At 62.8% G+C, this 25,460-nt stretch carries 22 protein-coding genes; 13 read left to right on the top strand and 9 right to left on the bottom strand.

Annotated elements, in window-relative coordinates; all coding sequences use genetic code 11:
* Nucleotides 1-32: 32 nt before the first annotated feature.
* Nucleotides 33-1,994 (bottom strand): choline transporter BetT, encoded by a 1,962-nt coding sequence (gene betT / locus ACXX81_RS21395; RefSeq protein WP_209990611.1) that lies wholly within the window; start codon nt 1,992-1,994, stop codon nt 33-35.
* Between the two features lie 347 nt (nt 1,995-2,341).
* Nucleotides 2,342-3,268, bottom strand: a complete 927-nt coding sequence (gene epsC / locus ACXX81_RS21400; RefSeq protein ID WP_057009859.1) for a serine O-acetyltransferase EpsC — start codon at nt 3,266-3,268, stop codon at nt 2,342-2,344.
* Nucleotides 3,269-3,434: 166 nt separating this feature from the next.
* On the opposite strand from epsC, the gene ACXX81_RS21405 reads away from it, so the two are divergent.
* The 12 genes from ACXX81_RS21405 to ACXX81_RS21460 all read left to right on the top strand — a co-directional run bounded on the left by ACXX81_RS21405 (nt 3,435) and on the right by ACXX81_RS21460 (nt 15,473).
* A complete protein-coding gene (locus tag ACXX81_RS21405; RefSeq protein ID WP_458572349.1) occupies nt 3,435-4,430 on the top strand; it encodes a D-cysteine desulfhydrase in 996 nt (331 codons plus the stop codon).
* A gap of 254 nt (nt 4,431-4,684) precedes the next feature.
* Nucleotides 4,685-5,479 carry a cystine ABC transporter substrate-binding protein gene (gene tcyJ / locus ACXX81_RS21410; protein WP_209987246.1) on the top strand — a complete coding sequence of 265 codons (795 nt, stop codon included), beginning with the start codon at nt 4,685-4,687 and terminating at the stop codon, nt 5,477-5,479.
* On the top strand, nt 5,479-6,144 hold the full coding sequence (tcyL, locus tag ACXX81_RS21415; protein WP_003236050.1) for a cystine ABC transporter permease: 666 nt from the start codon (nt 5,479-5,481) through the stop codon (nt 6,142-6,144). Before tcyJ ends, tcyL begins: the two co-directional genes overlap by 1 nt.
* A 3-nt stretch (nt 6,145-6,147) precedes the next feature.
* Complete coding sequence (gene tcyN, locus ACXX81_RS21420; RefSeq protein ID WP_209987243.1) at nt 6,148-6,894, top strand: L-cystine ABC transporter ATP-binding protein TcyN; 747 nt, start codon at nt 6,148-6,150, stop codon at nt 6,892-6,894.
* Nucleotides 6,895-7,350: 456 nt separating this feature from the next.
* Entirely contained in the window at nt 7,351-8,109 is a 759-nt protein-coding gene (locus ACXX81_RS21425; protein ID WP_458572350.1) for a hypothetical protein, read from the top strand.
* A 205-nt stretch (nt 8,110-8,314) separates the two neighbouring features.
* Nucleotides 8,315-9,556 (top strand): SfnB family sulfur acquisition oxidoreductase, encoded by a 1,242-nt coding sequence (locus ACXX81_RS21430; protein WP_458572351.1) that lies wholly within the window; start codon nt 8,315-8,317, stop codon nt 9,554-9,556.
* Between the two features lie 2 nt (nt 9,557-9,558).
* On the top strand, nt 9,559-10,752 hold the full coding sequence (locus ACXX81_RS21435; protein WP_458572352.1) for an SfnB family sulfur acquisition oxidoreductase: 1,194 nt from the start codon (nt 9,559-9,561) through the stop codon (nt 10,750-10,752).
* Nucleotides 10,752-12,101, top strand: a complete 1,350-nt coding sequence (locus tag ACXX81_RS21440; protein ID WP_458572353.1) for an LLM class flavin-dependent oxidoreductase — start codon at nt 10,752-10,754, stop codon at nt 12,099-12,101. Before ACXX81_RS21435 ends, ACXX81_RS21440 begins: the two co-directional genes overlap by 1 nt.
* A 144-nt stretch (nt 12,102-12,245) precedes the next feature.
* The gene (locus ACXX81_RS21445; RefSeq protein ID WP_209987229.1) at nt 12,246-13,061 is read left to right on the top strand and encodes a MetQ/NlpA family ABC transporter substrate-binding protein; all 816 of its coding nucleotides are present in this window, start codon (nt 12,246-12,248) and stop codon (nt 13,059-13,061) included.
* On the top strand, nt 13,058-14,173 hold the full coding sequence (locus tag ACXX81_RS21450) for a methionine ABC transporter ATP-binding protein (protein WP_209987226.1): 1,116 nt from the start codon (nt 13,058-13,060) through the stop codon (nt 14,171-14,173). The genes ACXX81_RS21445 and ACXX81_RS21450 overlap by 4 nt, the downstream gene beginning before the upstream one ends.
* Entirely contained in the window at nt 14,163-14,807 is a 645-nt protein-coding gene (locus ACXX81_RS21455; RefSeq protein WP_209987223.1) for a methionine ABC transporter permease, read from the top strand. Before ACXX81_RS21450 ends, ACXX81_RS21455 begins: the two co-directional genes overlap by 11 nt.
* 39 nt (nt 14,808-14,846) lie before the next feature.
* A complete protein-coding gene (locus ACXX81_RS21460) occupies nt 14,847-15,473 on the top strand; it encodes a class I SAM-dependent methyltransferase (RefSeq protein ID WP_209987219.1) in 627 nt (208 codons plus the stop codon).
* A 200-nt stretch (nt 15,474-15,673) separates the two neighbouring features.
* Here the strand turns inward: ACXX81_RS21460 and ACXX81_RS21465 are convergent, their stop codons facing one another.
* From ACXX81_RS21465 to ACXX81_RS21475, 3 genes are read right to left on the bottom strand one after another with little or no spacing between them, the layout of a single operon-like run.
* A complete protein-coding gene (locus tag ACXX81_RS21465; RefSeq protein ID WP_209987216.1) occupies nt 15,674-18,739 on the bottom strand; it encodes an efflux RND transporter permease subunit in 3,066 nt (1,021 codons plus the stop codon).
* Nucleotides 18,736-19,806 carry an efflux RND transporter periplasmic adaptor subunit gene (locus tag ACXX81_RS21470; RefSeq protein ID WP_322212339.1) on the bottom strand — a complete coding sequence of 357 codons (1,071 nt, stop codon included), beginning with the start codon at nt 19,804-19,806 and terminating at the stop codon, nt 18,736-18,738. Before ACXX81_RS21470 ends, ACXX81_RS21465 begins: the two co-directional genes overlap by 4 nt.
* Nucleotides 19,803-20,885, bottom strand: a complete 1,083-nt coding sequence (locus tag ACXX81_RS21475) for an efflux RND transporter periplasmic adaptor subunit (RefSeq protein WP_231422657.1) — start codon at nt 20,883-20,885, stop codon at nt 19,803-19,805. Before ACXX81_RS21475 ends, ACXX81_RS21470 begins: the two co-directional genes overlap by 4 nt.
* A 121-nt stretch (nt 20,886-21,006) precedes the next feature.
* Here ACXX81_RS21475 and ACXX81_RS21480 point away from each other — a divergent pair, with 121 nt between their 5' ends.
* A complete protein-coding gene (locus ACXX81_RS21480; RefSeq protein WP_231422656.1) occupies nt 21,007-22,167 on the top strand; it encodes an AAA family ATPase in 1,161 nt (386 codons plus the stop codon).
* Between the two features lie 134 nt (nt 22,168-22,301).
* Here ACXX81_RS21480 and ACXX81_RS21485 read toward each other — a convergent pair whose 3' ends face one another.
* The 4 genes from ACXX81_RS21485 to ACXX81_RS21500 all read right to left on the bottom strand — a co-directional run bounded on the left by ACXX81_RS21485 (nt 22,302) and on the right by ACXX81_RS21500 (nt 25,444).
* Entirely contained in the window at nt 22,302-22,832 is a 531-nt protein-coding gene (locus ACXX81_RS21485) for an ABC transporter permease subunit (protein WP_458572604.1), read from the bottom strand.
* A gap of 147 nt (nt 22,833-22,979) precedes the next feature.
* A complete protein-coding gene (locus ACXX81_RS21490) occupies nt 22,980-23,762 on the bottom strand; it encodes a MetQ/NlpA family ABC transporter substrate-binding protein (protein WP_209987204.1) in 783 nt (260 codons plus the stop codon).
* Between the two features lie 127 nt (nt 23,763-23,889).
* Nucleotides 23,890-24,816: a sigma 54-interacting transcriptional regulator gene (locus tag ACXX81_RS21495; protein ID WP_209987203.1), complete on the bottom strand. Its 927-nt coding sequence runs from the start codon at nt 24,814-24,816 to the stop codon at nt 23,890-23,892.
* Between the two features lie 46 nt (nt 24,817-24,862).
* Entirely contained in the window at nt 24,863-25,444 is a 582-nt protein-coding gene (locus ACXX81_RS21500; RefSeq protein WP_231422654.1) for an alpha/beta hydrolase, read from the bottom strand.
* Nucleotides 25,445-25,460: the final 16 nt, after the last annotated feature.

Genomic DNA, 25,460 nt, shown 5'->3' on the forward strand with positions numbered 1-25,460 from the left:
TCCCACGCCGAGCGTGGGAACGATCACAGGGCTCAGCGCACCAGATGCAGGAACTGCAAATGCCGCTCGTACTGATCGAGGATGTCGTTGATGATCTGCTCCTTGGTGTAGCCCACCAGATCGTAGTCCTGGCTGCCCTCGCTCAAGTGCACTTCCGCGCGATAGTAGCGACGGTTGTTGATCTGTTTGGAGCCCATGCCGCCACGGGCGAACGACGGTGTGAAGTAACCGCGCATCTGCACCTGGTAGATGAACGGGTGTTCCTCGCCATGGCCGATCTCGAGGCTGACGCTGTCGTTGGCCGGGTCCGGCTGGGTGACCACCGAAAGGCCCTTCTCGACAAACACCGCCGTCACTTCTTCAATCGCCGGGCGCACCGTCGACTCGAGGAAGCGGTATACCTCGTCCCGCGACGGGAAGTGCACCGCCTGGCTCAAGCGCTGGCGCCAGCCGCCTTTGCCCTTGCGTGAAGCCGACACCGGCGCCAGCGAATGCAATTGCGCGATCTGCTTTTGTGATTCCAGATGGAACGCCTTGTGCAGCCCCCACATCATCAACAGCAGAATCATCGAGAACGGCAACGAGGTGAGCACCACCGCCGATTTCAGCGAATCGATGCTGCCGGCAAACAACAAGGCACTGGTGACCAGCGCGGTCATCGCGCCCCAGAACACCCGCAGCCACTTCGGCCCGTCTTCATCGGCGTTGCCGCCCTTGGACGACAGCGTCGACAGCACCACGGTGCCGGAGTCGGCGGAGGTGACGAAGAACACGAAGCTGATGAACACCGTGACGGCGATCACCGTCTTGCTCCACGGATAGGTTTCCAGCAGCAGGTACAGGCTCATCGACGGGTCATCGATGGCCGACTGACCGAGCGCGGTCATGCCGTGGTTGAGCACCTGATCGATGGCACTGTTGCCGAAAATCGACATCCACGCCAGGGTAAAGCCCAGCGGGATCAGCAGCACACCGAACACGAATTCGCGGATGGTGCGGCCACGGGAAATCCGTGCGATGAACAGGCCCACGAACGGCGACCACGCGATCCACCAGGCCCAGTAGAACACCGTCCAACCGCCCAGCCAGTCGCTGGGCTTGTCGTAGGCGTACACATCGAAACTCTTGGTCGGCAAGGCGCCAAGGTAGTCGCCGATGTTCTGGATCAGGGTGTTGAGCAAATGCTGGGTGGGACCGGCGAACAACACGAACAGCAGCAGCGCACAGGCCAGCAGCATGTTGATGTCGGACATCACCCGCACACCCTTGTCGACGCCGGCCACGGCCACAAGAATCGCCGCGCCCATCATCAGGGTGATCAGGCCGACCTGAATCCACTGCGTATGGGCAATGCCGAACAGGTAGTCCAGCCCGGAGTTGAGGTGCAGCACACCAAAGCCCATGTCGGCTCCCAGGCCGAACACCGTGGCGATGATGCCGAAGCCGTCCACCGCGTAGCCGATGGGGCCGTTGATGCGCTTGCCGATCAGCGGGTACAGCGCCGAACGCAACGCCAGCGGCAGGTTATGCCGGTAGGCGAAGTACGCCAGGGCCATGCCGACAAAGGCGAACACGCCCCAACCATGCAGGCCCCAGTGCAGAAACAAAATCTGCATGGCCTGGCGCGCTGCATCGGCGTTCAGCGGCGCGCCCTGGGGCGGTTGCACCAGGTGCGTCAGCGGCTCGGACACGCAAAAGAAGAACAGCGTGATGCTGATGCCGGCGGCGAACAGCATCCCCGCCCAGGACAGGTAACTGAATTCGGGCTCGTCGTGGTCGGCACCGAGCTTTATCTTGCCGTAGCCCGATAGCGCGGTGACCACCACGAAGACCAGATACAGGGTCATCGCCAGCATGTAGTACCAGCCGACCGTATTGGCCGCCCAGTTTTGCGCAGCCAGCAGCCAGGCACCGGCCTGTTGCGGGATCGCGATAACGGTGATGCCAAACAGCAGAATGAAGGTTGCGGCAAAGTAGAAAACGGGCGCATTCATGCGCACCAGGCCGCTGGAAGGGGTGGACGATGCACTCATGAACGATGCACCCCGAGGGTTGGGTATGTGGCTGTAAATAACGGACTCAGCAAAGGTAAGCCTCCTGTTGTGAGCGGGCAGCGAACCACCGGTTTAACTTGAACGAGCGTTCAATTTAAACATGAATAGGCGTTCGGGGACTAATCGCAGGGCCGAGTGGTAGACAATTCCTACGTCAAGCCAAGGCCTTGTATGACGGATAAGGATCACAAAACGTTCAGCGATAAACAGCTCATGTGTGAGACACGGATCAAACTGTGGGAGCTGGCAAGCCAGCTCCCACAATTGAAAGGTGTTCGGCGCTGGGGCTATTTTTGCGCGCCATCCTCATGCTGCAGATTGGCCTGAGTGATGTTCACCCCCGCCGGCACGCTGCGCGTCAGCCACACATTGCCGCCAATGGTCGAGCCCTTGCCGATGGTGATGCGCCCCAGAATGGTCGCCCCGGCATAGATCACCACATCGTCTTCCACGATCGGATGCCGTGGATGCCCCTTCTGCAACTGTCCGTCTTCGTCCGCCGGAAAGCGCTTGGCGCCCAGCGTCACCGCCTGGTAGATACGCACGCGCTCACCGATGATCGCGGTTTCACCAATCACCACACCCGTGCCGTGATCGATAAAGAAGCTCGGGCCGATCTGCGCGCCGGGGTGGATGTCGATGCCGGTGGCCGAGTGGGCGATTTCTGCGCTGATCCGTGCCAGCAACGGCAAGCCCGCGCGGTACAGGTGATGGGCCAGGCGATGGTGAATCACCGCCAGAATGCCGGGGTAGCACAGCAGCACTTCGTCGACGCTGCGCGCAGCCGGGTCGCCGTGGTAGGCGGCCAGCACATCGGTATCCAAGAGGCTGCGCAGGGATGGCAAGGCCAGGGCGAAACCCTGGATCAGGCGGATGGCATGGGCATCGATCTGGCTGTCGTCCTGGCCGCCCTGGCGCGCGGCATAACGAAGCTCCAGGCGCGCCTGGGCAAGCAAGGCGTTCAGCGCGACATCCAGAGTGTGGCCGACGTAGAAATCTTCACTTTCCTCACGCAGGTCCACCGGCCCCAGGCGCATCGGAAACAGCGCACCACACAAGGCTTCGAGGATCTGCGCCACCGCCTCGCGCGACGGCAGTTCACGCCCGCCATGCTCGCCGCTCAAACGGCCATTGCGCGTGCGCCACTGATCGCGGGCGCTGCGCAGCTGGCTGACGATGGTCTGTAATTGCCAATGACTGGAACGCTCACTCACGGTCTTTACTCCTGACGTAATGGCCGCCACTTTACGGTATGCACCCCGGCCGCCCTTAAGAACCAATGGTGTGATGCCAAGCACTATCGGCTATAAGCGATTGGCGGTTGCCTGCGCAAAAGGGCCTGCCTATAGTCGGCCCATTCCTCAGCAACCGTGCGCAACCATGATCAAGCAACAGCTCGACCGCTTTAACCGCCTGGACCTGCTGGGCGGCGCCACCGCCCTGGAAAAACTCGAACGGCTGTCGACATGGCTGGGTCGCGACGTCTACGTCAAGCGCGACGACACCACGCCGCTGGCCATGGGCGGCAACAAACTGCGCAAGCTTGAATACCTCGCCGCCGATGCCATCGCCCAGGGCGCCGACACCCTCGTGACCGCCGGCGCCATCCAGTCCAACCACGTGCGCCAGACCGCTGCGCTGGCCGCCAGGCTCGGCCTGGGCTGCGTCGCGCTGCTGGAAAACCCCATCGGCACCGAAGACCCCAACTACCTCGGCAACGGCAACCGCCTGCTGCTCGAGTTGTTCGACGCCAAAGTGGAGCGGGTGGAAAACCTCGATAACGTCGACGACCAACTCAATGCCCTCGCCGACCGCCTGCGCAGCAATGGCAAGAAGCCGTACCTGGTGCCCATCGGCGGCTCCAATGCGCTGGGTGCGCTGGGCTACGTACGGGCCGGCCTGGAACTGGCCGCGCAGATCGACGCCAGCGGCATCGACTTCGCTGCCGTGGTGCTGGCCTCCGGCAGCGCCGGCACCCACAGCGGCCTGGCGTTGGCCTTGAGCGAAGCCTTGCCCGACCTGCCCGTGGTGGGCGTGACCGTGTCGCGCACCGACGAGGCCCAACGCCCGAAAGTGCAGGGCCTGGCCGAACGCACCGCCGAGTTGCTGGGCGTGGCCCTCCCGGACGCGTTCAAGGTGATCCTGTGGGACGAATATTTCGGCCCGCGCTACGGCGAGCCGAATGCGGGCACTTTGTCGGCGATCAAACTTTTGGCCAGCCAGGAAGGTCTGTTGCTGGACCCGGTGTACACCGGCAAGGCCATGGCTGGCTTGCTGGACGGCATCGGGCGCCAGCGGTTTGAGGACGGGCCGATTATCTTCCTGCATACCGGCGGGGCACCGGCGCTGTTTGCCTATGACTCCGTATTTAACTGAGTCCGTACGGACCCATGTGAGAGGGGACTTGCTCCCGATGGCGGTGTATCAGTCACAGATGAGCTGGCTGACACCTCACGATCGGGAGCAAGCCCCCTCTCACCTTGAAACTTCCTATATTCAAAAATAGAATATCAGGCTGAATTTATATTATTTTCAAGTCTTAAAAACCGGCCTTATAGTCGCGCGCTTTAAGGCAGGATACGACCACTGCGTCACCTGCTTCGCTCACCATAAAAACACAGGGGCTCTTCATGACTATTTCTGCATTGCGTCGCACATTACTGGTTGGCACCTTGGGCCTGGCGCTGGGCGCCGGTCTGCTTGGCCAGGCCGTTGCCGGTGAGCAATTGAGCAACATCAAGAAGGCGGGCGAGATCAAGATCGGCCTGGAAGGCACCTACCCGCCGTTCAGTTTTGTCGATGAAAGCGGCAAGCTCACCGGTTTCGAGGTGGAACTGTCCGAAGCCCTGGCCAAAGAGCTGGGCGTGAAGGTCAAGCTGCAGGCCACACCCTGGGATGGCATCCTTGCCGCCCTGGAATCCAAACGCCTGGACGCCGTGGTCAACCAGGTGACCATCTCCGAAGAGCGCAGGAAAAAATACGATTTCTCCAAGCCCTACACCATTTCCGGTATCCAGGCGCTGGTGCTGAAGAAGAACGCCGGCGAGATCAAGACCGCCGACGACCTGGCCGGCAAGAAAGTCGGTGTGGGCCTGGGCACCAACTACGAACAGTGGCTCAAGGACAACCAACCCAAAGCCATCATCAAGACTTACAACGATGACCCGACCAAGTTCCAGGACCTGCGCATCGGCCGCATCGACGCAATCCTGATCGACCGTCTGGCTGCGCTGGAATACGCCAAGAAAGCCCCGGACACCGCCGCTGCCGGTAATGCGTTCTCGCGCCAGGAGTCGGGCATTGCCCTGCGCAAAGGCGAGCCTGAACTGCTCGACGCCGTGAACACTGCCCTCGACAAGCTGCGCGCCGACGGCACCTTGAAAAAGCTGTCCGAGAAGTACTTCAACGCTGACGTCACTCAATAATGGAAGCAGGCTTCCAACTCGCGCTGGACTCCGCGCCCTTTCTGCTCAAGGGCGCGTACTACACGGTCATTCTCAGCCTGGGCGGGATGTTCTTCGGTTTGCTGCTGGGCTTCGGCCTGGCCTTGATGCGCCTGTCGCGCTTCAAGCTGCTCAGTTGGACCGCCCGCGTCTACGTGTCGTTCTTTCGCGGCACGCCCTTGCTGGTGCAGCTGTTTCTGATCTACTACGGCTTGCCGCAAGTGGGCATCGAGCTGGATCCGATCCCGGCGGCCATGATCGGCTTTTCGCTGAACATGGCCGCTTACGCCTGTGAAATCCTGCGGGCCGCCATTGCGTCCATCGAGCGGGGCCAGTGGGAAGCCGCTGCCAGCATCGGCATGACCCGCGCGCAGACCCTGCGCCGGGCCATTCTGCCGCAGGCGATGCGGACCGCCTTGCCGCCGTTGGGCAACAGCTTTATTTCGCTGGTCAAGGACACCGCGCTGGCCGCCACCATCCAGGTGCCCGAGCTGTTTCGCCAGGCGCAGTTGGTGTCGGCGCGCACCTTCGAAATCTTCACCATGTACCTGTCCGCTGCGCTGATCTACTGGATACTGGCCAGCATCCTGGCGCATTTTCAGAATCGCCTGGAAGACCGGGTCAACCGGCATGACCTGGAGTCTTGAAGCATGATCGTGGTTGAAAAGCTGACCAAACAATTCAACGGTCAGGTGGTGCTCAACGGCATCGACCTTGAGGTCAAGGCCGGCGAAGTCGTCGCGATCATCGGCCCCAGCGGTTCGGGCAAGACCACCTTCCTGCGCTGCCTGAACTTCCTCGAAGAACCCACCAGCGGCCGTATCAAGGTGGGCGACGTCGAGATCGACGGCAGCAAACCGCTCAACCAGCAACAGGGCCTGGTGCGACGTCTGCGCCAGCACGTGGGCTTCGTGTTCCAGAACTTCAACCTGTTCCCCCACCGCACGGCGCTGGAAAACGTCATCGAAGGCCCCATCGTGGTCAAGAAGATGCCACGCGAAGCCGCCACCGAGCTGGGTCGCAAGCTATTGGCCAAAGTCGGCCTGGCGGGCAAGGAAGACGCCTACCCACGGCGCCTGTCCGGTGGTCAGCAACAGCGTGTGGCGATTGCACGGGCGCTGGCCATGGAACCGGAGGTGATTCTGTTCGACGAACCTACCTCGGCCCTCGACCCCGAACTGGTGGGTGAAGTGTTGGCGACCATTCGCAGCCTCGCCGAAGAAAACCGCACCCTGGTCATCGTCACCCACGAAATGAGCTTTGCCCGCGATGTGGCCAACCGGGTGATCTTTTTCGACAAGGGCGTCATCGTCGAACAGGGCGAAGCCAAGGCGCTGTTTGCCAACCCAAGGGAAGAACGCACCCGCCAGTTCCTGAGCAAATTCCTCGCCCACTGACACGCTCAATCAATCCCTCCCTATGGCGAGCAGGCTTGCTGTGGCGAGCGGGCTTGCCCCGCGTTGGGCTGCGCAGCAGCCCCAAAACCATCCTCTGCGCAGTGTCAGGTACACCGCATGTTCCTTGATGGGGGCGCTTCGCACCCCAACGCGGGGCAAGCCCGCTCGCCACATTGACGCAGCCTCCCACCCTACAGCGCGTCCACATTCCTCTCGGTAAAACACCCCGCCGCGCCCACGCAAAAATCCCCCTCCCGGTCAGACCCTTCTGAATCTGCACCGCCACACCGTTTAGCCTTTTGCCGCCATTGACTGACCCTGGCCAACCCTCTTATCTAACGTCCAGAGGATTGGATCCTATCCCGGCTATTTACTGAATCGTTCCTTTCGGACCGCTTGCGCACCCGCGCCAATGGCTCGGAACGAGCGCTGCTGGCTGCATCAAGGAGATGACTTATGACGCGCACTGCAACCCCGGCCATGCTGACCGCCCCAACCCTGCCCCAGGCCCTTGGAAACGGCATCAATGCCCACGCCGCCGCCCACTTGCAGGTCGATATCGCCCCCTACCCCGGCATGGAGGAAGGTGACCTGATCGAGCTGTTCTGGAACAACTGCTTCGCTGCCTCACGACGGATAACCGCGTGCCGCATCGGCCAGCCGACCCACCTGCGTATCCCGCAAAGTTTCGTGCTCGATGGCCCCGCGCGCGTGCATTACCAGGTCATGCAGATCGGCCACGGCCCGGCACGCTCGGCCACCACCCAGGTACGCGTCAAAACCGACTGCCCGGGCGGACAGCCGCCCAACCTGTACAGCGACGAAAACCAGAACCTTGCTCCGGTTGGCCTGCCCGAGACGATCCGTCGCCAGGGTGTCAACAGCCGCCAGGTGCAACGCGGCATTCCCTTGACCATCGAGCCCTACCCGAACATGAGCAGCGGCGATGCGATCACCCTGCGCTGGGGTGACGTGCGCATGGACCTGCCAAAAATCACCGCCAGCGGCGTCGGCCTGGCCGTGCAGGTGTGGGTGCCGTCGAGCGTGATTGTCGAAGGCGGCGATGACTGCCGGCTGGACGTGACCTACTGCGTGCTGGACCGCGTCGGCAACAATTCGCGCTGGGCGCCCACCCGCACCGTGCGCATTGCAGCGCTGCTGCCCAGCCGTCCGGCGACAGCCACGCCGGTCTACCAACCCCGTCCGCTCGGCTAACCCTGCAAACCTGGGTGATCGCCCTTCTATGCATATTCCCAAAAGTTAGTTTATTTAAATATTTAACACGCTTAGGGTATATGCACCGGACCACCGGACATTCCTGATTTTTCTGTTTTTATTTCATTGAATGCGAGGTCGGTATGATCAAAATTACCCCGGTGCATAACGCCAGGGCATTACGTGCAGCCAAGGAGCGGCGCTGATGCCTAACGTGGCTGCAACACCCCCCCAAAGTGATCTGGACGAAGCCCCCCTGCTGTTGCCGGCCGCCGTGCTGCGCAACGATGCAGAGGCGCTGAGCGCCGCCCACACGCTGGCTCAGGCGGCGCGGCTGCACGCCGCCAAGCGTGACCAGCAGCGCAAGTTACCGTGGGCGCAGCTCGAGCAGTTCACCCGCAGCGGTCTGGGCAGTATTTCCATTCCCCGCGAATACGGCGGGCCCCAGGTGTCCTTCGTGACCCTGGCCGAGGTGTTCGCCATCATCAGCGCGGCGGACCCGGCCCTCGGGCAGATCCCGCAGAACCATTTCGGCATCCTGCACCTGGTGCAGGGCACCGCCACCGAACGCCAGAAAAAGCAGCTGTTCCAAAGCGTCCTCGACGGCTGGCGCATCGGTAACGGCGGCCCGGAACGCGGCACCAAAAACACCCTTGAACTCAAGGCACGCATCACCGCCAAGGGAGACGGCTACGTAGTCAGCGGGCAGAAGTTCTACTCCACCGGCGCGCTGTTTGCGCACTGGGTCGCGATCAAGGCGCTCAACGATGACGGCAAACAGGTCCTGGCGCTCGTGCGCCGTGGCAGCGAAGGGCTGCGCATCGTCGATGACTGGTCCGGCTTTGGCCAGCGCACCACCGCCAGCGGCACCGTGCTGCTGGACGAGGTGGCAGTCGACGCCGAGCTGATCATCGACAACTGGCGCATCGGCGAAAGCCCGAATATCCAGGGCGCGGTCTCGCAACTGATCCAGGCCGCCATCGATGCGGGCATCGCCCGGGGGGCGCTCGACGACACCCTCGCCTTCGTGCGCGAACGCTCGCGGCCGTGGATCGACGCCAAGGTCGAACGCGCCAGTGACGACCTGTACGTGATCGCCGATATCGGCAAGCTGAAGATCGAGCTGCACGCCGCCGAAGCCCTGCTGCGCAAGGCTGGCCGGGTGCTGGATGACGTCAGCGCGGCACCGATCACCGCGCAGTCCGCGGCACGCGCGTCCATCGCGGTGGCCGAGGCCAAGGTGCTCACCACCGAAGTGGCGTTGCTGGTCAGCGAAAAGCTCTTCGAACTGGCCGGCAGCCGCGCGACGCTGGCCGAATTCAACCTCGACCGCCACTGGCGCAACGCCCGGGTGCACACCCTGCACGACCCGGTGCGCTGGAAGTACCACGCCGTCGGTGCCTATCGCCTGAACGGCACCCTGCCAGCTCGCCATTCCTGGATTTGACCATGAACCTTTCTCATCACGTCGCGGTCATCACCAGCGACGAGCACGCCCTGATTATCGCCAGCGACCTGGCCGAAGACTTTCGCCGCGACAGCGCCCTGCGCGACCGCGAACGCCGCCTGCCGCTGCCCGAGCTGGATGCATTTTCGCGCTCGGGCCTGTGGGGCATCAGCGTGCCCCGCGAATACGGCGGCGCAGGCGTGTCCAACGTCACCCTGGCCAAGGTCATTGCACTGATCGCCCAGGCCGATGCCTCCCTGGGCCAGATTCCGCAAAACCACTTCTATGCGCTGCAAGTGCTGCGCGTGAATGGCAACCCCGAGCAGCAACAACGCCTGTACGCCGAGGTGCTGGCCGGCCAGCGCTTCGGCAATGCGCTGGCCGAACTGGGCACCAAAACCGCCCATGATCGCGTCACCCGGCTCACCCGCGACGGCGACGGATTCCGTATTACCGGCCGTAAGTTTTACTCAACCGGCGCACTTTACGCCCAGCGCATCCCCACCTCGGTGGTGGATGAACACGGCGTGCAGCAATTGGCCTTTGTGCCGCGTGACAGCCAGGGTCTCAGCGTGATCGATGACTGGAGCGGCTTCGGCCAGCGCACCACCGGCAGCGGCTCGGTGGTGTTCGATAACGTGTGGGTCGCCGCCCGTGACGTCATCCCTTTCCAGAGCGCCTTCGAACGCCCGACCACCGTCGGCCCGCTGGCGCAGATCCTTCACGCCGCCATCGACACCGGCATCGCCCGCGCCGCCTTTGAAGATGCGCTGCACTTTGTGCGCACCAGGACCCGCCCGTGGATCGACGCCGGCAACGACAAAGCCAGCGAAGACCCACTGACCTTGAAGAGCTTCGGCCACCTGAGCATCCGCCTGCACGCGGCCGAGGCACTGCTTGAACGGGCCGGCGAATTCCTCGACCGCGCCCAGGCCGACAGCAATGCCGAGACGGTTGCCGCCGCCTCGATTGCGGTGGCCGAAGCGCGCGCCCTGAGCACGGAGATTTCTCTGGCCGCCGGCAGCACCCTGTTCGAACTCGCCGGCAGCCAGGCCACCCTGGCCGAGCATGGACTGGACCGTCACTGGCGCAACGCACGGGTGCACACCCTGCATGACCCGGTGCGCTGGAAGTATCACGCAGTAGGCAATTACTACCTCAACGACGAAAACCCGCCGCTGCGGGGGACCCTCTGATGGCGAAGAAAAAGATCCTGCTCAATGCCTTCAACATGAACTGCATTGGCCATATCAACCACGGCCTGTGGACCCACCCACGGGACACCTCCACCCAGTACAAAACCATTGAGTACTGGACCGACCTGGCAAAAACCCTGGAACGCGGTCTGTTCGACGGACTGTTCATCGCCGATATCGTCGGCGTGTACGACGTCTACCAGAATTCCGTCGATGTACCGCTCAAGGAGTCGATCCAGTTGCCGGTCAACGACCCGTTGCTGCTGGTGTCGGCGATGGCGGCGGTCACCCGAAACCTCGGCTTCGGCCTCACCGCCAACCTCACCTACGAGCCGCCGTACCTGTTCGCCCGGCGCATGTCGACGCTGGATCACCTGAGCCGTGGCCGCGTGGGCTGGAACATCGTGACCGGCTACCTCGACAGCGCGGCCAAGGCCATGGGCCTGACTGAGCAGGTCGAGCATGACCGGCGCTACGACCAGGCCGACGAGTACCTGCAGGTGCTCTACAAACTGTGGGAAGGCAGCTGGGAAGACGACGCCGTGCTCAACGATCCGGCGCAACGGATCTACGCGCAGCCGGGCAAGGTGCACAAGGTCGAGCACCACGGCGAGTTCTATCAGGTGGAGGGTTATCACCTGTGCGAGCCGTCGCCGCAGCGCACGCCGGTGTTGTTCCAGGCCGGCAGTTCGGACCGTGGCCTGCTGTTCGCCGGGCGCCACGCCGAGTGTGTGTTCATCAGCGGCCAGACCAGGGCCGCAACCAAAGTGCAGGTGGACAAGGTGCGCGCCAGTGCCGTGGAGGCCGGGCGCAATGCGCACGACATCAAGGTGTTCATGGGCCTCAATGTGATCGTCGGCGCCACCGAGGAACTGGCCTGGGCCAAGCACGTCGAGTACCTGAGCTACGCCAGCGCGGAGGCCGGCGTGGCGCATTTCGCCGCGTCCACCGCGATTGATTTTGCCGCATACGCATTGGACGAACCGATCCAGTACGTGAAGAGCAACGCCATCCAGTCGGCCACCAAAAACCTGCAGAACAACGATTGGACCCGGCGCAAGTTACTGGAGCAGCACGCCTTGGGCGGTCGCTATATCACCCTGGTGGGTTCGCCCGAACAGGTCGCCGATGAACTGGAATTGTGGATCGGCGAAACCGGGCTGGATGGTTTCAACCTGACGCGCATTGTGACGCCGGAGAGCTACGTGGACTTTATCGACCTGGTGATACCGGAACTGCAAAAGCGCGGTTCGTACAAGACCGAATACGAGACCGGCACGCTGCGCGAAAAAGTGTTCGGCACCGCGCTGCTGCCAGCGCAACACACCGGCTCCACCTACCGCCATTGAATTAGAAATGTGGGAGGGGGCTTACTCCCGATAGCGGAGTGTCAGTGAACCCATCCTGTGACTGACCCACCGTCATCGGAGCAAGTCCCCTCCCACAGTGGAACTTCATTGTTTGCACCTGCACCTTATGACTGGAAATCGACCATGAAAAAAACACTGCTCTCCCACCCAGTCAAAGCACTGGCCCTTGCCCTCGGTGTGTTCAGCTCGTCGGTGTTCGCCGCCGATGCGCCACTGAAAGTCGGCACCACCGCCGCCTTCGCCATTCCTCTGGAAGCCGCCGTCGCCGAAGCCGGCAAGCAGGGCCTGAACGTCGAGCTGGTGGAATTCACCGACTGGATCGCGCCCAACGTCAGCCTGGCCGCCGGCGATATCGACGTGAACTACTTCCAGCACATCCCCTTCCTGGAAAACGCCAAGGCCGCCGCCGGTTTTGACCTGGTGCCGTACGCGCCGGGCATCATCAACAACGTCGGGCTGTATTCGAAAAAATACAAAGCCATTGCGGACCTGCCCGAGGGCGCCAGCGTGGCGATTGCCAACGACCCGATCAACAGCGGACGTGGCCTGCAACTGCTGGCCAAGGCCGGGCTGATCACCCTCAATCCGGGCGTAGGCTACAAGGCCACCGAAGAAGACATCGTCAGCAATCCGAAAAAGCTGAAGATCCTGCAAGTGGAAGCAGTGCAACTGGTGCGCGCCTATGACGACGCCGACCTGGTGCAGGGCTACCCGGCATATATCCGCCTCTCGAAGACCTTCGATGCCGAGTCGGCGTTGCTGTTCGACGGCCTGGACCATCCGGAATACGTGATCCAGTTCGTGATCCAGCCCAAGAGCAAAACCGACCCGCGCGTGATCAAGTTCGTCGACATTTACCAACACTCGCCGGTGGTGCGCGCCGCCCTGGATAAATCCCTCGGCACGCTCTACCAGGTAGGCTGGGAAGGTAAAAAATGAGCGCCGCCAATGCCCGACTTCGCGACCTGGGCACACCGCTCAGGGACGCCGAACAGACCCAGTTGCACCCTGAACTGAACCGCGCCCATGTGCGATTCATCAACCTGGGCAAGACCTACGACGGCACGGTGCAGGCCCTGCACGGCATCGACCTGGCGATCCAGCGCGGTGAAGTGTTCGGCATCATCGGTCGCAGCGGCGCCGGTAAATCCTCGCTGATCCGCACCATCAATCGTCTGGAACAGCCCAGCAGCGGGCGCGTGCTGATCGATCAGGTGGACATCGGCGACTTCGACGAAGACCGCCTGGTGGCGCTGCGCAGGCGCATCGGCATGATCTTCCAGCACTTCAACCTGATGTCGGCCAAGACCGTGTGGCAGAACGTCGAATTGCCACTCAAAGTGGCGGGCATCCCCAGGCCGCAGCGCGAGCAAAAGGTGCGCGAGCTACTCGAACTGGTGGGTTTGCAGGACAAGCACAAGGCCTACCCGGCGCAACTCTCCGGCGGGCAAAAGCAGCGCGTGGGCATCGCCCGTTCGCTGGTGCACGACCCCGAGATTCTGTTGTGCGACGAGGCCACCTCGGCCCTCGACCCGGAAACCACCCAGTCGATCCTCGCCCTGCTGCGTGAGATCAACCGGCGCCTGGGCCTGACCATCGTGCTGATCACCCACGAAATGGCGGTAATCCGCGACATCTGCGACCGCGTAGTGGTGCTCGAACACGGCAAAATCGTCGAGCAAGGCCCGGTGTGGCAAGTGTTTGGCAACCCGCAACATGCGGTGAGCCAGACCCTGCTGGCGCCGTTGCAGCATGACTTGGCGCCAGAGCTGCAAAGTCGCTTGCAGCCGACGCGGGTAGCGGCTGACGCGGCTGTGGTGCTGCGCTTGCAGTTCACCGGCAGCGCCACCGACGAACCCGACTTGGCCGCGCTGTTCAGCGCCCTCGGCGGGCGCGTGCGCTTGCTGCAGGGCGGCGTGGAACGGATCCAGGGGCATGCCCTGGGGCAATTGCTACTGGCGGTGAATGGCTCGGCCCATAGCGCCGAAGAACTGCGCAACCGCGCCGCGAACTGGGCGCAACAGGTGGAGGTGCTGGGCTATGTGGTTTGATCGTTTGGTGCAGGGCGCCATCGACACCTTGTTGATGGTCGGCGTGTCGTCGCTGATCGCCTTGCTGGTAGGCATTCCGCTGGCGGTGTTCCTGGTGACCAGCGACAAGGGCGGCATCTATCAGGCCCCGGCGTTGAACCGCGTGCTGGGGGCGTTCGTCAATCTGTTCCGTTCGATTCCGTTTCTGATCCTGATGGTGGCGCTGATCCCCTTCACCCGCCTGATCGTGGGCACCACCTACGGCGTCTGGGCGGCCGTGGTGCCGCTGACCATCGCCGCCACGCCGTTCTTTGCACGCATCGCTGAAGTGAGTCTGCGTGAGGTCGATCACGGGCTGATCGAAGCCGCACAGGCCATGGGTTGCCGGCGCTGGCACATCATCCGCCATGTGCTGTTGCCGGAGGCGCTGCCGGGTATCGTCGGCGGGTTCACGATTACCCTGGTGACGATGATCAACTCATCGGCCATGGCCGGGGCGATTGGCGCCGGTGGCCTGGGCGACATTGCCTACCGCTATGGGTATCAGCGCTTTGACACGCAGATCATGCTCACGGTGATTGTGCTGCTGGTGGTGCTGGTGGCGGTGATTCAGTTGGGTGGGGACCGGTTGGCGCGGGTGCTCAACAAGCGGTGAGGTATAGTCGAGGCCTCTCAGCACCCGGTACCGCCGCTCATGCCCCTCAAGCCCGAAGACCTCAACCAGATCACCTCCACCACCCTGGGCCACTACAACCAGGTGGCCGAGGACTTTCGCGAAGGCACCCGCGACCACGATGTGAGCCAGAACATCGATGCGCTGCTGCGCCATATTCAGGGCGAGGCGCCGTTTACCGTGCTGGATTTCGGCTGCGGGCCGGGGCGCGATCTGCAGACGTTTACGCGCATGGGGCATGTCGCCGTAGGCCTGGACGGCTCCGAGCGCTTTGCGCAGATGGCGCGCGAGGACAGTGGCTGCGAGGTCTACCAGCAGGATTTCCTCAAGCTCGACCTGCCCGCCGCACGCTTCGACGGGATCTTCGCCAACGCGGTGCTGTTTCATATCCCCAAGCAGGAATTACCGCGCGTACTCAAGCAATTGCAGGCTGCGTTGAAACCGGGCGGTGTGTTGTTCAGCTCCAATCCACGCGGGGACAACCGTGAAGGCTGGAATGGGCCGCGCTATGGTGCCTACCACGACCTGGAGGCGTGGCAATCGTTGCTGACCACAGCCGGGTTTGTGGAACTGGAGCATTACTACCGCCCGGCCGGGCTACCCCGCGATCAGCAACCGTGGCTGGCGAGTGTCTGGCGCAAGCCTTAAGACCACCCCTCCCACATTGGGTTGCCCATATGGTTTGAGGTCAGCGTTGCTTCATGGTCGTGGAATCCAGGATGAACACTGGCTGCAAACTCTCCGCCGATTGAAACTGTGGGAGGGGGCTTGCTCCCGATAGCAGTGGGTCAGCCAAATAATCGGGTGGCTGACCCACTGCTATCGGGCGCAAGCCCCCTCCCACATTTTTAACCGCGTTTTTCCTGCTGGTCCTGCTTCGGCTCACGGATCTTGTACCAGGCCACATACAGCGCCGGCAAAAACAGCAGCGTCAGCAGCGTGGCAATGATAATCCCGCCAATCATCGCGTAAGCCATCGGCCCCCAGAACACTTCCCGCGCAATCGGGATCATGCCCAGGCTGGCTGCCGCAGCGGTGAGCAGGATCGGCCGGCGCCGGTGCTCGGTGGCTTCCACCACCGCATCCCATGGCGTGTAGCCGGCCACTTCATATTCGTGAATCTGCGTCACCAGAATCACCGAGTTGCGGATGATGATACCGATCAGCGCCAGAATGCCGAGGATCGCCACAAAGCCCATGGGCGTGCCGGTGGGAATCAACGCCAGCACCACGCCGATCAGCCCCAGAGGGGCCACACTGGCCACCAGGAACATCTTCTGCACGCTGTGCAACTGAATCATCAGGAAGGTCGCCATCAGGAACAGCATCAGCGGCACCACGCGGGCAATCGGGCCCTGGGCCTTGCCGCTTTCTTCCACGGTGCCGCCGGTGGCGACCTTGTAGCCCACCGGCAGGCCGGCGCTGAACGTGTCGATCTCGGGTTTGAGCTGCTTGACCAGGTCGGTGGGCTGTATCTCATCGCGTACCGAGGCCTTGACCGTGATGGTCGGCTTGCGGTCGCGGCGCCACACCAGCGGCTGCTCCAGCTCGTAGCGCACGGTGGCGAACGCCAGCAGCGGAATCGAGGTGCCGTTGGGCGTGACAATCTGCAGGTTCTGCAGGGTTTCCGGCGTGCCGCGTTCGGCGTCTTCGGCGCGGCCGACCACGTTGATCAGGTAGATGTCGTCGTGCACCTGGGTCACCGAGGCACCGCTGACCACGCTGTTCATCAACTGCGCCACGTCTTCCGACGACAACCCCAGTTGCCGCGCCTTGTCCTGAGCAATGTCGACACGCAGCACTTTGCCCGGCTCGTTCCAGTCGTAGATGATCTCGCCCAGGTGATCGTTCTGGTCAAGCAGGGTCGCCAGTTCGATGGCGTGCTTGCGCACCTGGTCGGTGTCATTGCCCGACACGCGATACTGCACCGGCCGCCCTACCGGCGGGCCCATTTCCAGCGGCTGCACATAGCTGCCGATACCGACAAAGTCATCGCGCAGGCGCTTTTGCAGACGCGCGATCAACGCGCCACGTTCTTCCAGGCCTTTGCTGACAATCACCAACTGCGCGTAGTACGGATTTTCCAGTTGCTGGTCGAGGGGCAGGTAGAAACGGATCGCGCCCTGCCCGATGTAGGTGCTCCAGCGCGCGATATCCGGGTCGTCCTTGATGATCGCTTCGAGGCGGTCGACGGTCTTGCGGGTTTCGTTGATCGAGGCGTTTTGCGGCAGGTTCAGGTCGACGAGCACTTCCGGGCGGTCCGACGACGGGAAAAACTGGTTCTGCACGAACTGCATGGAAAACACCGACGCCACGAACAGCCCCACAGTGATACCGATGGCCCACCAGCGATTACGCATCGCCCACAGCATGCCGCCGTTGAAGGCACGGCCAATGCGTCCCGGCTCACCGTTGTGCGGTTTCACATTGGCGCTGAGGATATGCACGCCGATCACCGGCGCAAACAGCACCGCCACCACCCACGACACCAGCATGGCCACGGCAATCACCGCGAACAGCGTGAAGGTGTATTCCCCTGCCGAACTGGCGTTGAGGCCGATAGGCACAAAGCCGGCCACGGTCACCAGCGTACCGGTGAGCATCGGGAAGGCAGTGGAGGTGTAGGCGTAGGTCGCCGCCTGCTCCTTGGTTTCGCCTTTTTCCAGACGCGTGATCATCATTTCCACGGTGATCATCGCGTCGTCCACCAGCAGGCCGAGGGCGATGATCAGCGCGCCCAGGGACACGCGCTGCATGGTGATGCCGCTGTATTCCATGAACACGAACACCAGCGCCAGCACCAGCGGAATCGAACACGCCACCACCAGGCCCGCGCGCATGCCCAGGCTGATGAAGCTCACCACCAGCACGATGATCACCGCTTCGAACAACGCGCTGGTGAAACCGCCGACGGCTTCTTCCACTACCTCAGCCTGGTCGGACACCTTGTGTACGCCCACGCCCACCGGCAGGTCGGCGGTCAGTTCGTCCATGCGCGTGTGCAGCGCCTTGCCGAACGACTGGATATTGCCGCCCTTCTGCATGGCAATCGCCAGGCCGATTGCCGGTTTACCGTTGAAGCGGAACATCGGCCGCGCGGGGTCGACGTAGCCACGGCTGATCTCGGCGATATCGGCCAAACGGTAGAAGCGGTCATTGAGGCGCAGGTTGACGTTGGCCAGGTCCTTTTCCGAGGCGAACTGCCCGGAGGTGCGCACGGAAATCCGCTCCGGCCCGGCCTCGATCACCCCGGCGGGGGTCACCGCGTTCTGCGATTGCAGGCTTTGCACCACCTGGCGCTGATCAACCCCGAGGGCGGCCAGTTTGCGCGTGGAAAAATTGAGGTAGATCACTTCGTCCTGCTGGCCGATCATCTCGACCTTGCCCAGCCCCGGCACCGAACGAATCTCGGCACGCACCTGCTCCACATAGTCGCGCAGCTGGCGCATCGACAGGCCGTCGCCGGTAAAGGCATACACCGAACCGAACACGTCACCGAACTCGTCGTTGAACGAAGGCCCCTGCAAGCCCTGGGGGAAGCTGCCGCGAATGTCGTCGATCTTCTTGCGCACCTGGTACCAGGTGTCCGGGATGTCCCTGGCGCTGGTGGTGTCCTTGAGGAACACGAACACCGTGGACTCGCCCGGTCGCGTGTAGCTTTTCACGTAGTCGAGGGCATCGAGTTCTTCGAGTTTTTTCTCGATGCGGTCGGTGACCTGCTTGAGGGTTTCTTCCTGGGTCGCGCCCGGCCAGCGGGTCTGGATCACCATGGTCTTGATGGTGAACGAGGGGTCTTCCTCACGCCCCAGGTTCATGTACGAGAACACGCCCATCAGCAGCGCGACGAACATCAGGTACCAGACGAAGGACTGATGCTTGAGGGCCCAGTCGGATAAGTTGAAGCTGCGTTTCATCGCGGGCTGTCCTTGTCGATTTTGACTTTCTGCCCGGGTTTCAGGCTGTTCACGCCGGCGGTGACGACGCGCTCGCCGGGCTTGACCCCGCCCTTGAGCAAGACGCTGTCGCTGTCACGGCTGAGCACCGTGACATCGCGCGGCTGCACCGTCTGGCTCTGGGTGTCGAGCAGCCAGATGCGGGTGGTGCCGTCGACCTCCTGCAAGGCACTCAGGGGCAGCTCGATACGCGGCGCAATGGCGCTGCTCAATGTGACGCTGATCGCCGTGCCCAGGCGAAAGGCGGGCGGTGTCTCGGCCAGGGTCAGGCGCGCGCGACGGGTGCGCGTGGCGCTTTGGGCCTGGGGTTCGATCTCGCGCACGACGGCGGTGGTATTGACGCCGGGGTCGAGCTGCCCGGCCACCAGAAACACCACGTCTGCCGGCAGACGCTCGGCGAGGCCCGCCGGCAGGTCGATCACCGCTTCCTTGATGTCCGGGCGGGCCAGGGTCACCACTTGCTGGCCGGCCGTCACCACCTGGCCAGCCTCGGCGTTCCAGGCCGTGACGATACCGGCGTGGTCGGTGCGCAGTTCGGCGTAGTTGAGCTGGTCCCTGGCCTGGTTGACCGAGGCCTGGGCTTGCTCAAGGGTGGCGCGGGTGGTTTTCAGGTCGGTCTGCGCCACGTCCAACTGGGCCTGGGCGCCGACGCCGCGGTTGAACAGTTCCTGCTGCCGACGGGCGTTGGCCTGGGCGTTGATGTACTGCGCCTGCACGCGGGCGAGGTCGCCCTGGGCGGCGCGCAGCTGGTTTTGCTGATCGGTGGGGTCGAGCACGGCGAGCAGGGCGCCCTTCTCCACTTCGGCGCCCACGTCCACGGCGCGCCGCGCAATGCGGCCGGGCACGCGAAAGCCGAGGTTGCTTTCATAGCGGGCCTGGATGGTGCCGGCGAAGCGGCCGAAGGTTTCCTGGTCTTCAGCCTTCACTTGCATCGACAGCACCGGGCGCACCGGCTCGGGCGGCGCTTCTTCCTTGGAACAGGCCGTCAGCAACAGGCTGGCGGCCAGCAGAGCGGTCAGGCGCTTCATGGCTGCGCTCCTGGCTGGGCAATCTCGACAAGCATGCCGGGATGCAGCAACTGCCCACCCGCCACCACGACTTTTTCGCCGCCCTTGAGGCCGTCACCGATGATCACTTTGCCGGTGAGGTAGCGCGCCACGCTGACCTTGTGCAACTGCGCCTTGCCGTCGCCGTCGACCAGCCATACGGCGGGGTCGTTGATGTCTTTGGTCAGGGCCGACCAGGGCAGCTCGACACTGGGCGCGGCCTTGCCCTTGGCGGTCGCGCTCACCACCGAACCCAGTTGCATGCCCTTGGGCAGGCTTTGCAGGGCAATCTTGACCTGCACGGTGCCAGTGTTGGCAGCCACGGCGGGGGTGACTTCACGCACTTTGCCCACTGCCTGAATGCTCGGGTTGTCGAGCAGGCTCACGGTGATCGGCGTCTGTGGCGCCGGCTGCCCCAGCAGCGACTCATAGACGTTGAACACGGCATCGCGCTCGCCATCGGTGGCCAGGCTGAAAATCGGCATGGTGGCCTGCACCACCTGGCCCACCTCGGCCTGGCGCGCGGTAATCACACCGGGGGCGTCAGCTATCAGCGCGGTGTAGCCCAGTTGTTCGCGGGCGTTGGCCAACTGCGCCTGGGCGGCGGCCAATGCGCTTTGGCTGCTGCGCAAGGCGGCCTGGGCCGAATCGTATTCACTGCGGCTGGTGTAGCCCTTGGGCAGCAGTTTTTCCTGGCGCACGAAGGCGGCGGCGGTCTGCTTGACCCGCGCCTGCTCGGCGACCACCTGGGCCTGGGCCGAATCGACGTTGGTCTGCAGATCCTTGGGATCGAGCCTGGCCAGCACTTGTTTGGCCGTGACGCGATCGCCCACATCGACCATGCGCTGGATGATCTTGCCGCCGACGCGAAAGGACAGGTCGGTCTGTACACGGGCCTGGATATCACCGGTCAGGGTCACCGCTGCGGCGAAATCCGCCGGCGCAACGGTTTGCACAAAGACCCGGGAATGCTGCTTGGGCTCGGCGTTTTCTTCACTACAGCCGCTCAGTAGCGCCAGTAGGCCAAATCCGAAAATACAGGTGGAAATACGACCGCCCATGCAGGCTCCTTTTGCGTGATGCCGACTTGCCAGTGAGTATGCGACTGTGAGCGTAGTTCAGGGTTCCTTATCTGCATGGAGGCTTACATACTCCGATGGTTCCCAAGCCGAATGAATCCCCATGCTCAAGACCCTCGCGGTGGCCAATTACCGCTCGATCAATAAATTGGTGGTGCCGCTTGATCGCTTGAACCTGATCACCGGGGCCAATGGCAGCGGCAAATCCAACCTCTATCGAGCGTTGCGCCTGCTGGCCGAAACCGCCCAGGGCGGGGTGATCAATGCACTGGCCCGCGAGGGTGGGCTGGATTCCACATTCTGGGCCGGGCCGCAGACTATCAGCCGGCGCATGCGCAATGGCGAGGTGGCGGTCGAGCCCACCGTGCGCCAGGGCGTCAAACGCCTGCGCCTGGGCTTTGCCGCCGAGGACTTCAGCTATGCCATCTCGTTAGGGTTGCCTGAACCCAGCGCGTCGTATTTCTCGCTGGACCCGCAAGTGAAAAAGGAATGCATCTGGGCCGGGCATATTTACCGCCCGGCCAGCCTGCTGGTGCAGCGCTCTGGGCCAATGGTGCGCGCCCGTGACGGCCGCGCCTGGGATGTGCTGGCCCAGCACACGCCGAATTACCAGAGCCTGTTCGACCAGGTCGGTAATTTGCGCGGCTCGCCGGAGGTGTTGCTGCTGCGCGAGAGTATTCGCGGCTGGCGTTTTTATGATCACTTTCGCAGTGACGTGGATGCGCCGGTACGCCAGCCGCAACTGGGCACGCGGACACCGGTGCTGCATCACGACGGGCGCGATCTGGCGGCCGCGTTGCAGACCATTCGCGAGATCGGCGACCCCGAGGCGTTGCAGCACGCGATCAGTGATGCATTTCCCGGTGCGCGGCTGAATATCGAGCCGTTACAGGGTGGACGCTTCGCCATCGAGTTTTATCAGGAAGGGTTGCTGCGGCCATTGTCGGCGGCTGAGTTGTCCGACGGCACCTTGCGCTATCTGCTGCTGATCGCCGCGCTGCTGACACCCAGGCCGCCGAGCATGATGGTGCTGAACGAGCCGGAAACCAGCCTGCACCCGGATTTGCTGCCGGCGTTGGCGCGCCTGATCATTCAGGCATCGCAGCAGTGCCAGGTGTGGGTGGTGTCCCATGCCAGCCGGTTGATTGCCGCACTGGAGCAGGATGAGGGGTGTAACTCGATTGTGCTGGAGAAGGTGATGGGGCAGACGCAAATTGTCGGGCAAGGGATGCTGGATGCACCGGCGTGGCATTGGCCGGACTAGTCTTGGCATGCACCGGCCTTATCGGGGGCAAGCCCCCTCCCACACTGGATCGGGTTCACAGATTCTGATGTGTGAATACCGTCAAATGTGGGAGGGGGCTTGCCCCCGATGGGGCCATGACCATCAATGAATAATCAGCCCTGCCACTTGCCGCCTTCGACAATCACACTCTCAGGCTTGGTGTCATCGCTCAATTCCTTGCGCACATATTGGTCGTACAGCTTGAGCAAAAACTTCTCCTCGCCCAGCTTGGCCAACTCCACATTCACCCAGTCACGCAGTTCGATATTGCCCTTCTTCACCGCCGGTGCAATCGGCGCTTCATCACCGAGTTTCTCGTCCAGCACGCGGTAGCCCGGGTTCTGCTTGGCCCAGCTGAACAGCACCAGGTTGTCCTGGGCATACGCATCGCCACGCCCGGCCGGCAGCGCGAAGTACACAAAAAACAGCTGGATCAGCAGCGGCGTGTTGCGCGCCAGCTCCACATACCACGCAACCAGGCGCGCCAGATACGGCGTGCGAAACACCAGCAGCGCGGCGTTGATCAGCGCTACCAGCAGGGAAGTGGCAATGGCGATCAGGCCCACTTGCAACGTCACGCCCACGGCTTTGAGAAACGTTGGCAGGGTGCCGAGGATAAAAGCGGGAGGGGGCTCGCTCCCGATGACGGTGTCTCGGTTATTACTTGAGTGACTGGAACGCCGCTATCGGGAGCAAGCCCCCTCCCACAGTTTTGATTGGGTCTTAAACAAAAAAACGCCGACGCTGTAGAAGCCGTCGGCGTTGAAACCTTGAAGGGGTTTTGCGTTACATCAGAACGCCGGCACGACCGCGCCGCCGTATTTTTTCTCGATGAAGGCTTTCACTTCCGGGCTGGTCAGCGCCTTGGCCAGTTTCTGGATGGCGTCGCTGTCCTTGTTGTCCGGACGGGCTACCAGGAAGTTCACGTACGGCGACTTGGCGTCTTCGATGATCAGCGCGTCCTTGGCCGGGTTGAGGCCGGCTTCCAGAGCGTAGTTGGTGTTGATCAGCGCCAGGTCAACCTGGTCGAGCATGCGTGGCAGCAGTGCCGATTCCAGCTCGCGGAACTTCAGGTGTTTCGGGTTGCTGGCGATATCTTTTGGCGTGGACAGCGCATTGGTCGGGTCTTTCAGGGTGATCACGCCGTTCTTTTGCAGCAGCAGCAGGGCACGGCCGCTGTTGGAGCCCTCGTTCGGGATGGCAACGGTGGCGCCGTCCTTGAGGTCTTCGATTTTCTGGATCTTTTTCGAGTAAGCGCCGAAGGGTTCAACGTGCACGCCGATCACGGTGACCAGGTTGGTGCCCTTGCCCTTGTTGAAGTTTTCCAGGTACGGCAGGGTCTGGAAGTAGTTGGCGTCCAGACGCTTCTCGGCCACTTGCACGTTGGGCTGTACGTAGTCGGTGAAGACCTTGACCTGCAGGTCCACGCCTTCCTTGGCCAGGGTCGGCTTGACCAGCTCGAGGATCTCGGCGTGCGGCACCGGCGTCGCGGCCACCACCAGTTTCTCGTTGGCCTGGGCGAAGCCGGCAGTCAGGGCAGCCGCCAATGCGGTAAACAGCAAAACCTTTTTCATGCAGTGTCCTTAATCGAAAGTGCGGGGCGTCTCTGACGACCGTTTTTATGTAAGGTGCCAGCGATGTGCTATCGCGGCATGAAGCGGACAATACCGATATTTTTTATTCCCGAACAATATCTTTTATTCACGTTGATATTCCATTTTGCTCATGCAGGAATTTCAGCAGGGTTTCCTGCTCGGCAGGGCTGGCGCTCTGGTAAATCCGTCGTACTTGTTCCAGCGCAGAACCGGCCACCGGCAGGTTCAAATGCTCCGGCAGGATCTCATCGCCGCTGCTCACCAGTAACGCGAAGTGAATAACGTTTTCCAGCTCACGGGTATTGCCGGGCCAGCTGTGCTGCTCCAGCACGCGCTGGGCCGCTTCGCTGATCAGCGGCACCGGCAACTCCAGGCGTTGACTGTAGATGCCGAGGAAATATTCGGCCAGGGACAGGATGTCGCCCACCCGCTCGCGCAGCGCCGGCAACTCCAGCTTGCCTTCGCTCAGGTAATGAAACAGCCGCTCATTGAATTTTCCGGCCGCCACGGCCTGGGCCAGGTCGATGCTGGTTGCCGCCACCAGGCGCACGTCCACCGGGCTTGGCTGCTGGGCACCGACGCGGGTGACTTCATGGTTTTCCAGGGCCGCAAGCAACTTGACCTGGATCGGCAGCGGCAGGTCGCCGATCTCATCCAGGTACAAGGTGCCGCCATTGGCCGAGCCAAACCAGCCAGCGCGGCTGCTCACCGCGCCGCTGTGGCTGCCGGCGGCATAACCGAACAATTCGGCATCGGCGTAGGTGGGGCTGATCGCGCCGCAGTTGACCGACACAAACAGCCCGCTGCGATCACTGCCTCGGTGGATATGCCGCGCCAGCAGCTCCTTGCCGCTGCCGGTCTCGCCGCGAATCAACACGGGCAAGGCGCGTGGGGCCAGGCTTTCGAGGTCTTCGCGCAATTGCCGCGAACGTGGGTCGACAAACACCAGTGCCTTGGCGCGGATGCTCAGCGGGCTCTTTTCGGCGTCGGGGAAGGTCAGCAGTGGCTGGCCGAAGGTTTCATGCAGACTCATGGCAGGCTCCCGCCCCAATCCACTCAGGGACGGGGCGTTGAAAAATTTATGCGCTACGCCGGGCGTGGTGCTCAAGGCGACTTTGCAGGCGATAGAGGTAGGCGAAGCCCTGCTCCCAGCGCCGGTGACCAGACTTCACATTGATATGCCCGGCACCGGACAAGATGCCCGCTTCGGCCCCCCAGTTGCGGGCCAGTTCCAGGGCACGCGGGGCGCTGACGGCACTGTCGTTGTCGGAACTGACCACCTGGCTGGGAAACGGCAGCAAGTCGGTCGGAATCGGCGCGAAGTTGCGCAGGGCCGGGGCGCAAGCCGGGCGCTCTACATCGGCCGGCGCCACCAGCAGGGCACCGCGCACCTGCCGCAAAAAGTGCACCGGCGCGGTGGCCGCCCAGTGAGCGACGGTGATGCAGCCCAGGCTGTGGGCGATCAGGATCACCGGCGTGCTGTCGGCCGCGATAGCCTCGGCCAGCGCGGCCACCCAGTCTTCGCGGCGCGGGTTCAGCCAGTCGGCCTGCTCCACGCGCGCGCTGTTGGGCAGGCTGTTCTGCCAGTGACTTTGCCAATGATCTTCTGGCGATCCTTGCCAGCCCGGCACGATCAGGTAACGAATCGACTCGCTGTGCATGGGTGTGCCCTCCTGC

The organism is Pseudomonas sp. GNP013 (assembly GCF_054343995.1).

Coding starts and splice junctions, on each gene's coding strand:
- betT (WP_209990611.1), bottom strand. CDS start 1,994: ATGAATGCGCCCGTTTTCTACTTTGCCGCAACCTTCATTCTGCTGTTT.
- ACXX81_RS21405 (WP_458572349.1), top strand. CDS start 3,435: ATGATCAAGCAACAGCTCGACCGCTTTAACCGCCTGGACCTGCTGGGC.
- tcyJ (WP_209987246.1), top strand. CDS start 4,685: ATGACTATTTCTGCATTGCGTCGCACATTACTGGTTGGCACCTTGGGC.
- tcyL (WP_003236050.1), top strand. CDS start 5,479: ATGGAAGCAGGCTTCCAACTCGCGCTGGACTCCGCGCCCTTTCTGCTC.
- tcyN (WP_209987243.1), top strand. CDS start 6,148: ATGATCGTGGTTGAAAAGCTGACCAAACAATTCAACGGTCAGGTGGTG.
- ACXX81_RS21425 (WP_458572350.1), top strand. CDS start 7,351: ATGACGCGCACTGCAACCCCGGCCATGCTGACCGCCCCAACCCTGCCC.
- ACXX81_RS21430 (WP_458572351.1), top strand. CDS start 8,315: ATGCCTAACGTGGCTGCAACACCCCCCCAAAGTGATCTGGACGAAGCC.
- ACXX81_RS21435 (WP_458572352.1), top strand. CDS start 9,559: ATGAACCTTTCTCATCACGTCGCGGTCATCACCAGCGACGAGCACGCC.
- ACXX81_RS21440 (WP_458572353.1), top strand. CDS start 10,752: ATGGCGAAGAAAAAGATCCTGCTCAATGCCTTCAACATGAACTGCATT.
- ACXX81_RS21445 (WP_209987229.1), top strand. CDS start 12,246: ATGAAAAAAACACTGCTCTCCCACCCAGTCAAAGCACTGGCCCTTGCC.
- ACXX81_RS21450 (WP_209987226.1), top strand. CDS start 13,058: ATGAGCGCCGCCAATGCCCGACTTCGCGACCTGGGCACACCGCTCAGG.
- ACXX81_RS21455 (WP_209987223.1), top strand. CDS start 14,163: ATGTGGTTTGATCGTTTGGTGCAGGGCGCCATCGACACCTTGTTGATG.
- ACXX81_RS21460 (WP_209987219.1), top strand. CDS start 14,847: ATGCCCCTCAAGCCCGAAGACCTCAACCAGATCACCTCCACCACCCTG.
- ACXX81_RS21465 (WP_209987216.1), bottom strand. CDS start 18,739: ATGAAACGCAGCTTCAACTTATCCGACTGGGCCCTCAAGCATCAGTCC.
- ACXX81_RS21470 (WP_322212339.1), bottom strand. CDS start 19,806: ATGAAGCGCCTGACCGCTCTGCTGGCCGCCAGCCTGTTGCTGACGGCC.
- ACXX81_RS21475 (WP_231422657.1), bottom strand. CDS start 20,885: ATGGGCGGTCGTATTTCCACCTGTATTTTCGGATTTGGCCTACTGGCG.
- ACXX81_RS21480 (WP_231422656.1), top strand. CDS start 21,007: ATGCTCAAGACCCTCGCGGTGGCCAATTACCGCTCGATCAATAAATTG.
- ACXX81_RS21490 (WP_209987204.1), bottom strand. CDS start 23,762: ATGAAAAAGGTTTTGCTGTTTACCGCATTGGCGGCTGCCCTGACTGCC.
- ACXX81_RS21495 (WP_209987203.1), bottom strand. CDS start 24,816: ATGAGTCTGCATGAAACCTTCGGCCAGCCACTGCTGACCTTCCCCGAC.
- ACXX81_RS21500 (WP_231422654.1), bottom strand. CDS start 25,444: ATGCACAGCGAGTCGATTCGTTACCTGATCGTGCCGGGCTGGCAAGGA.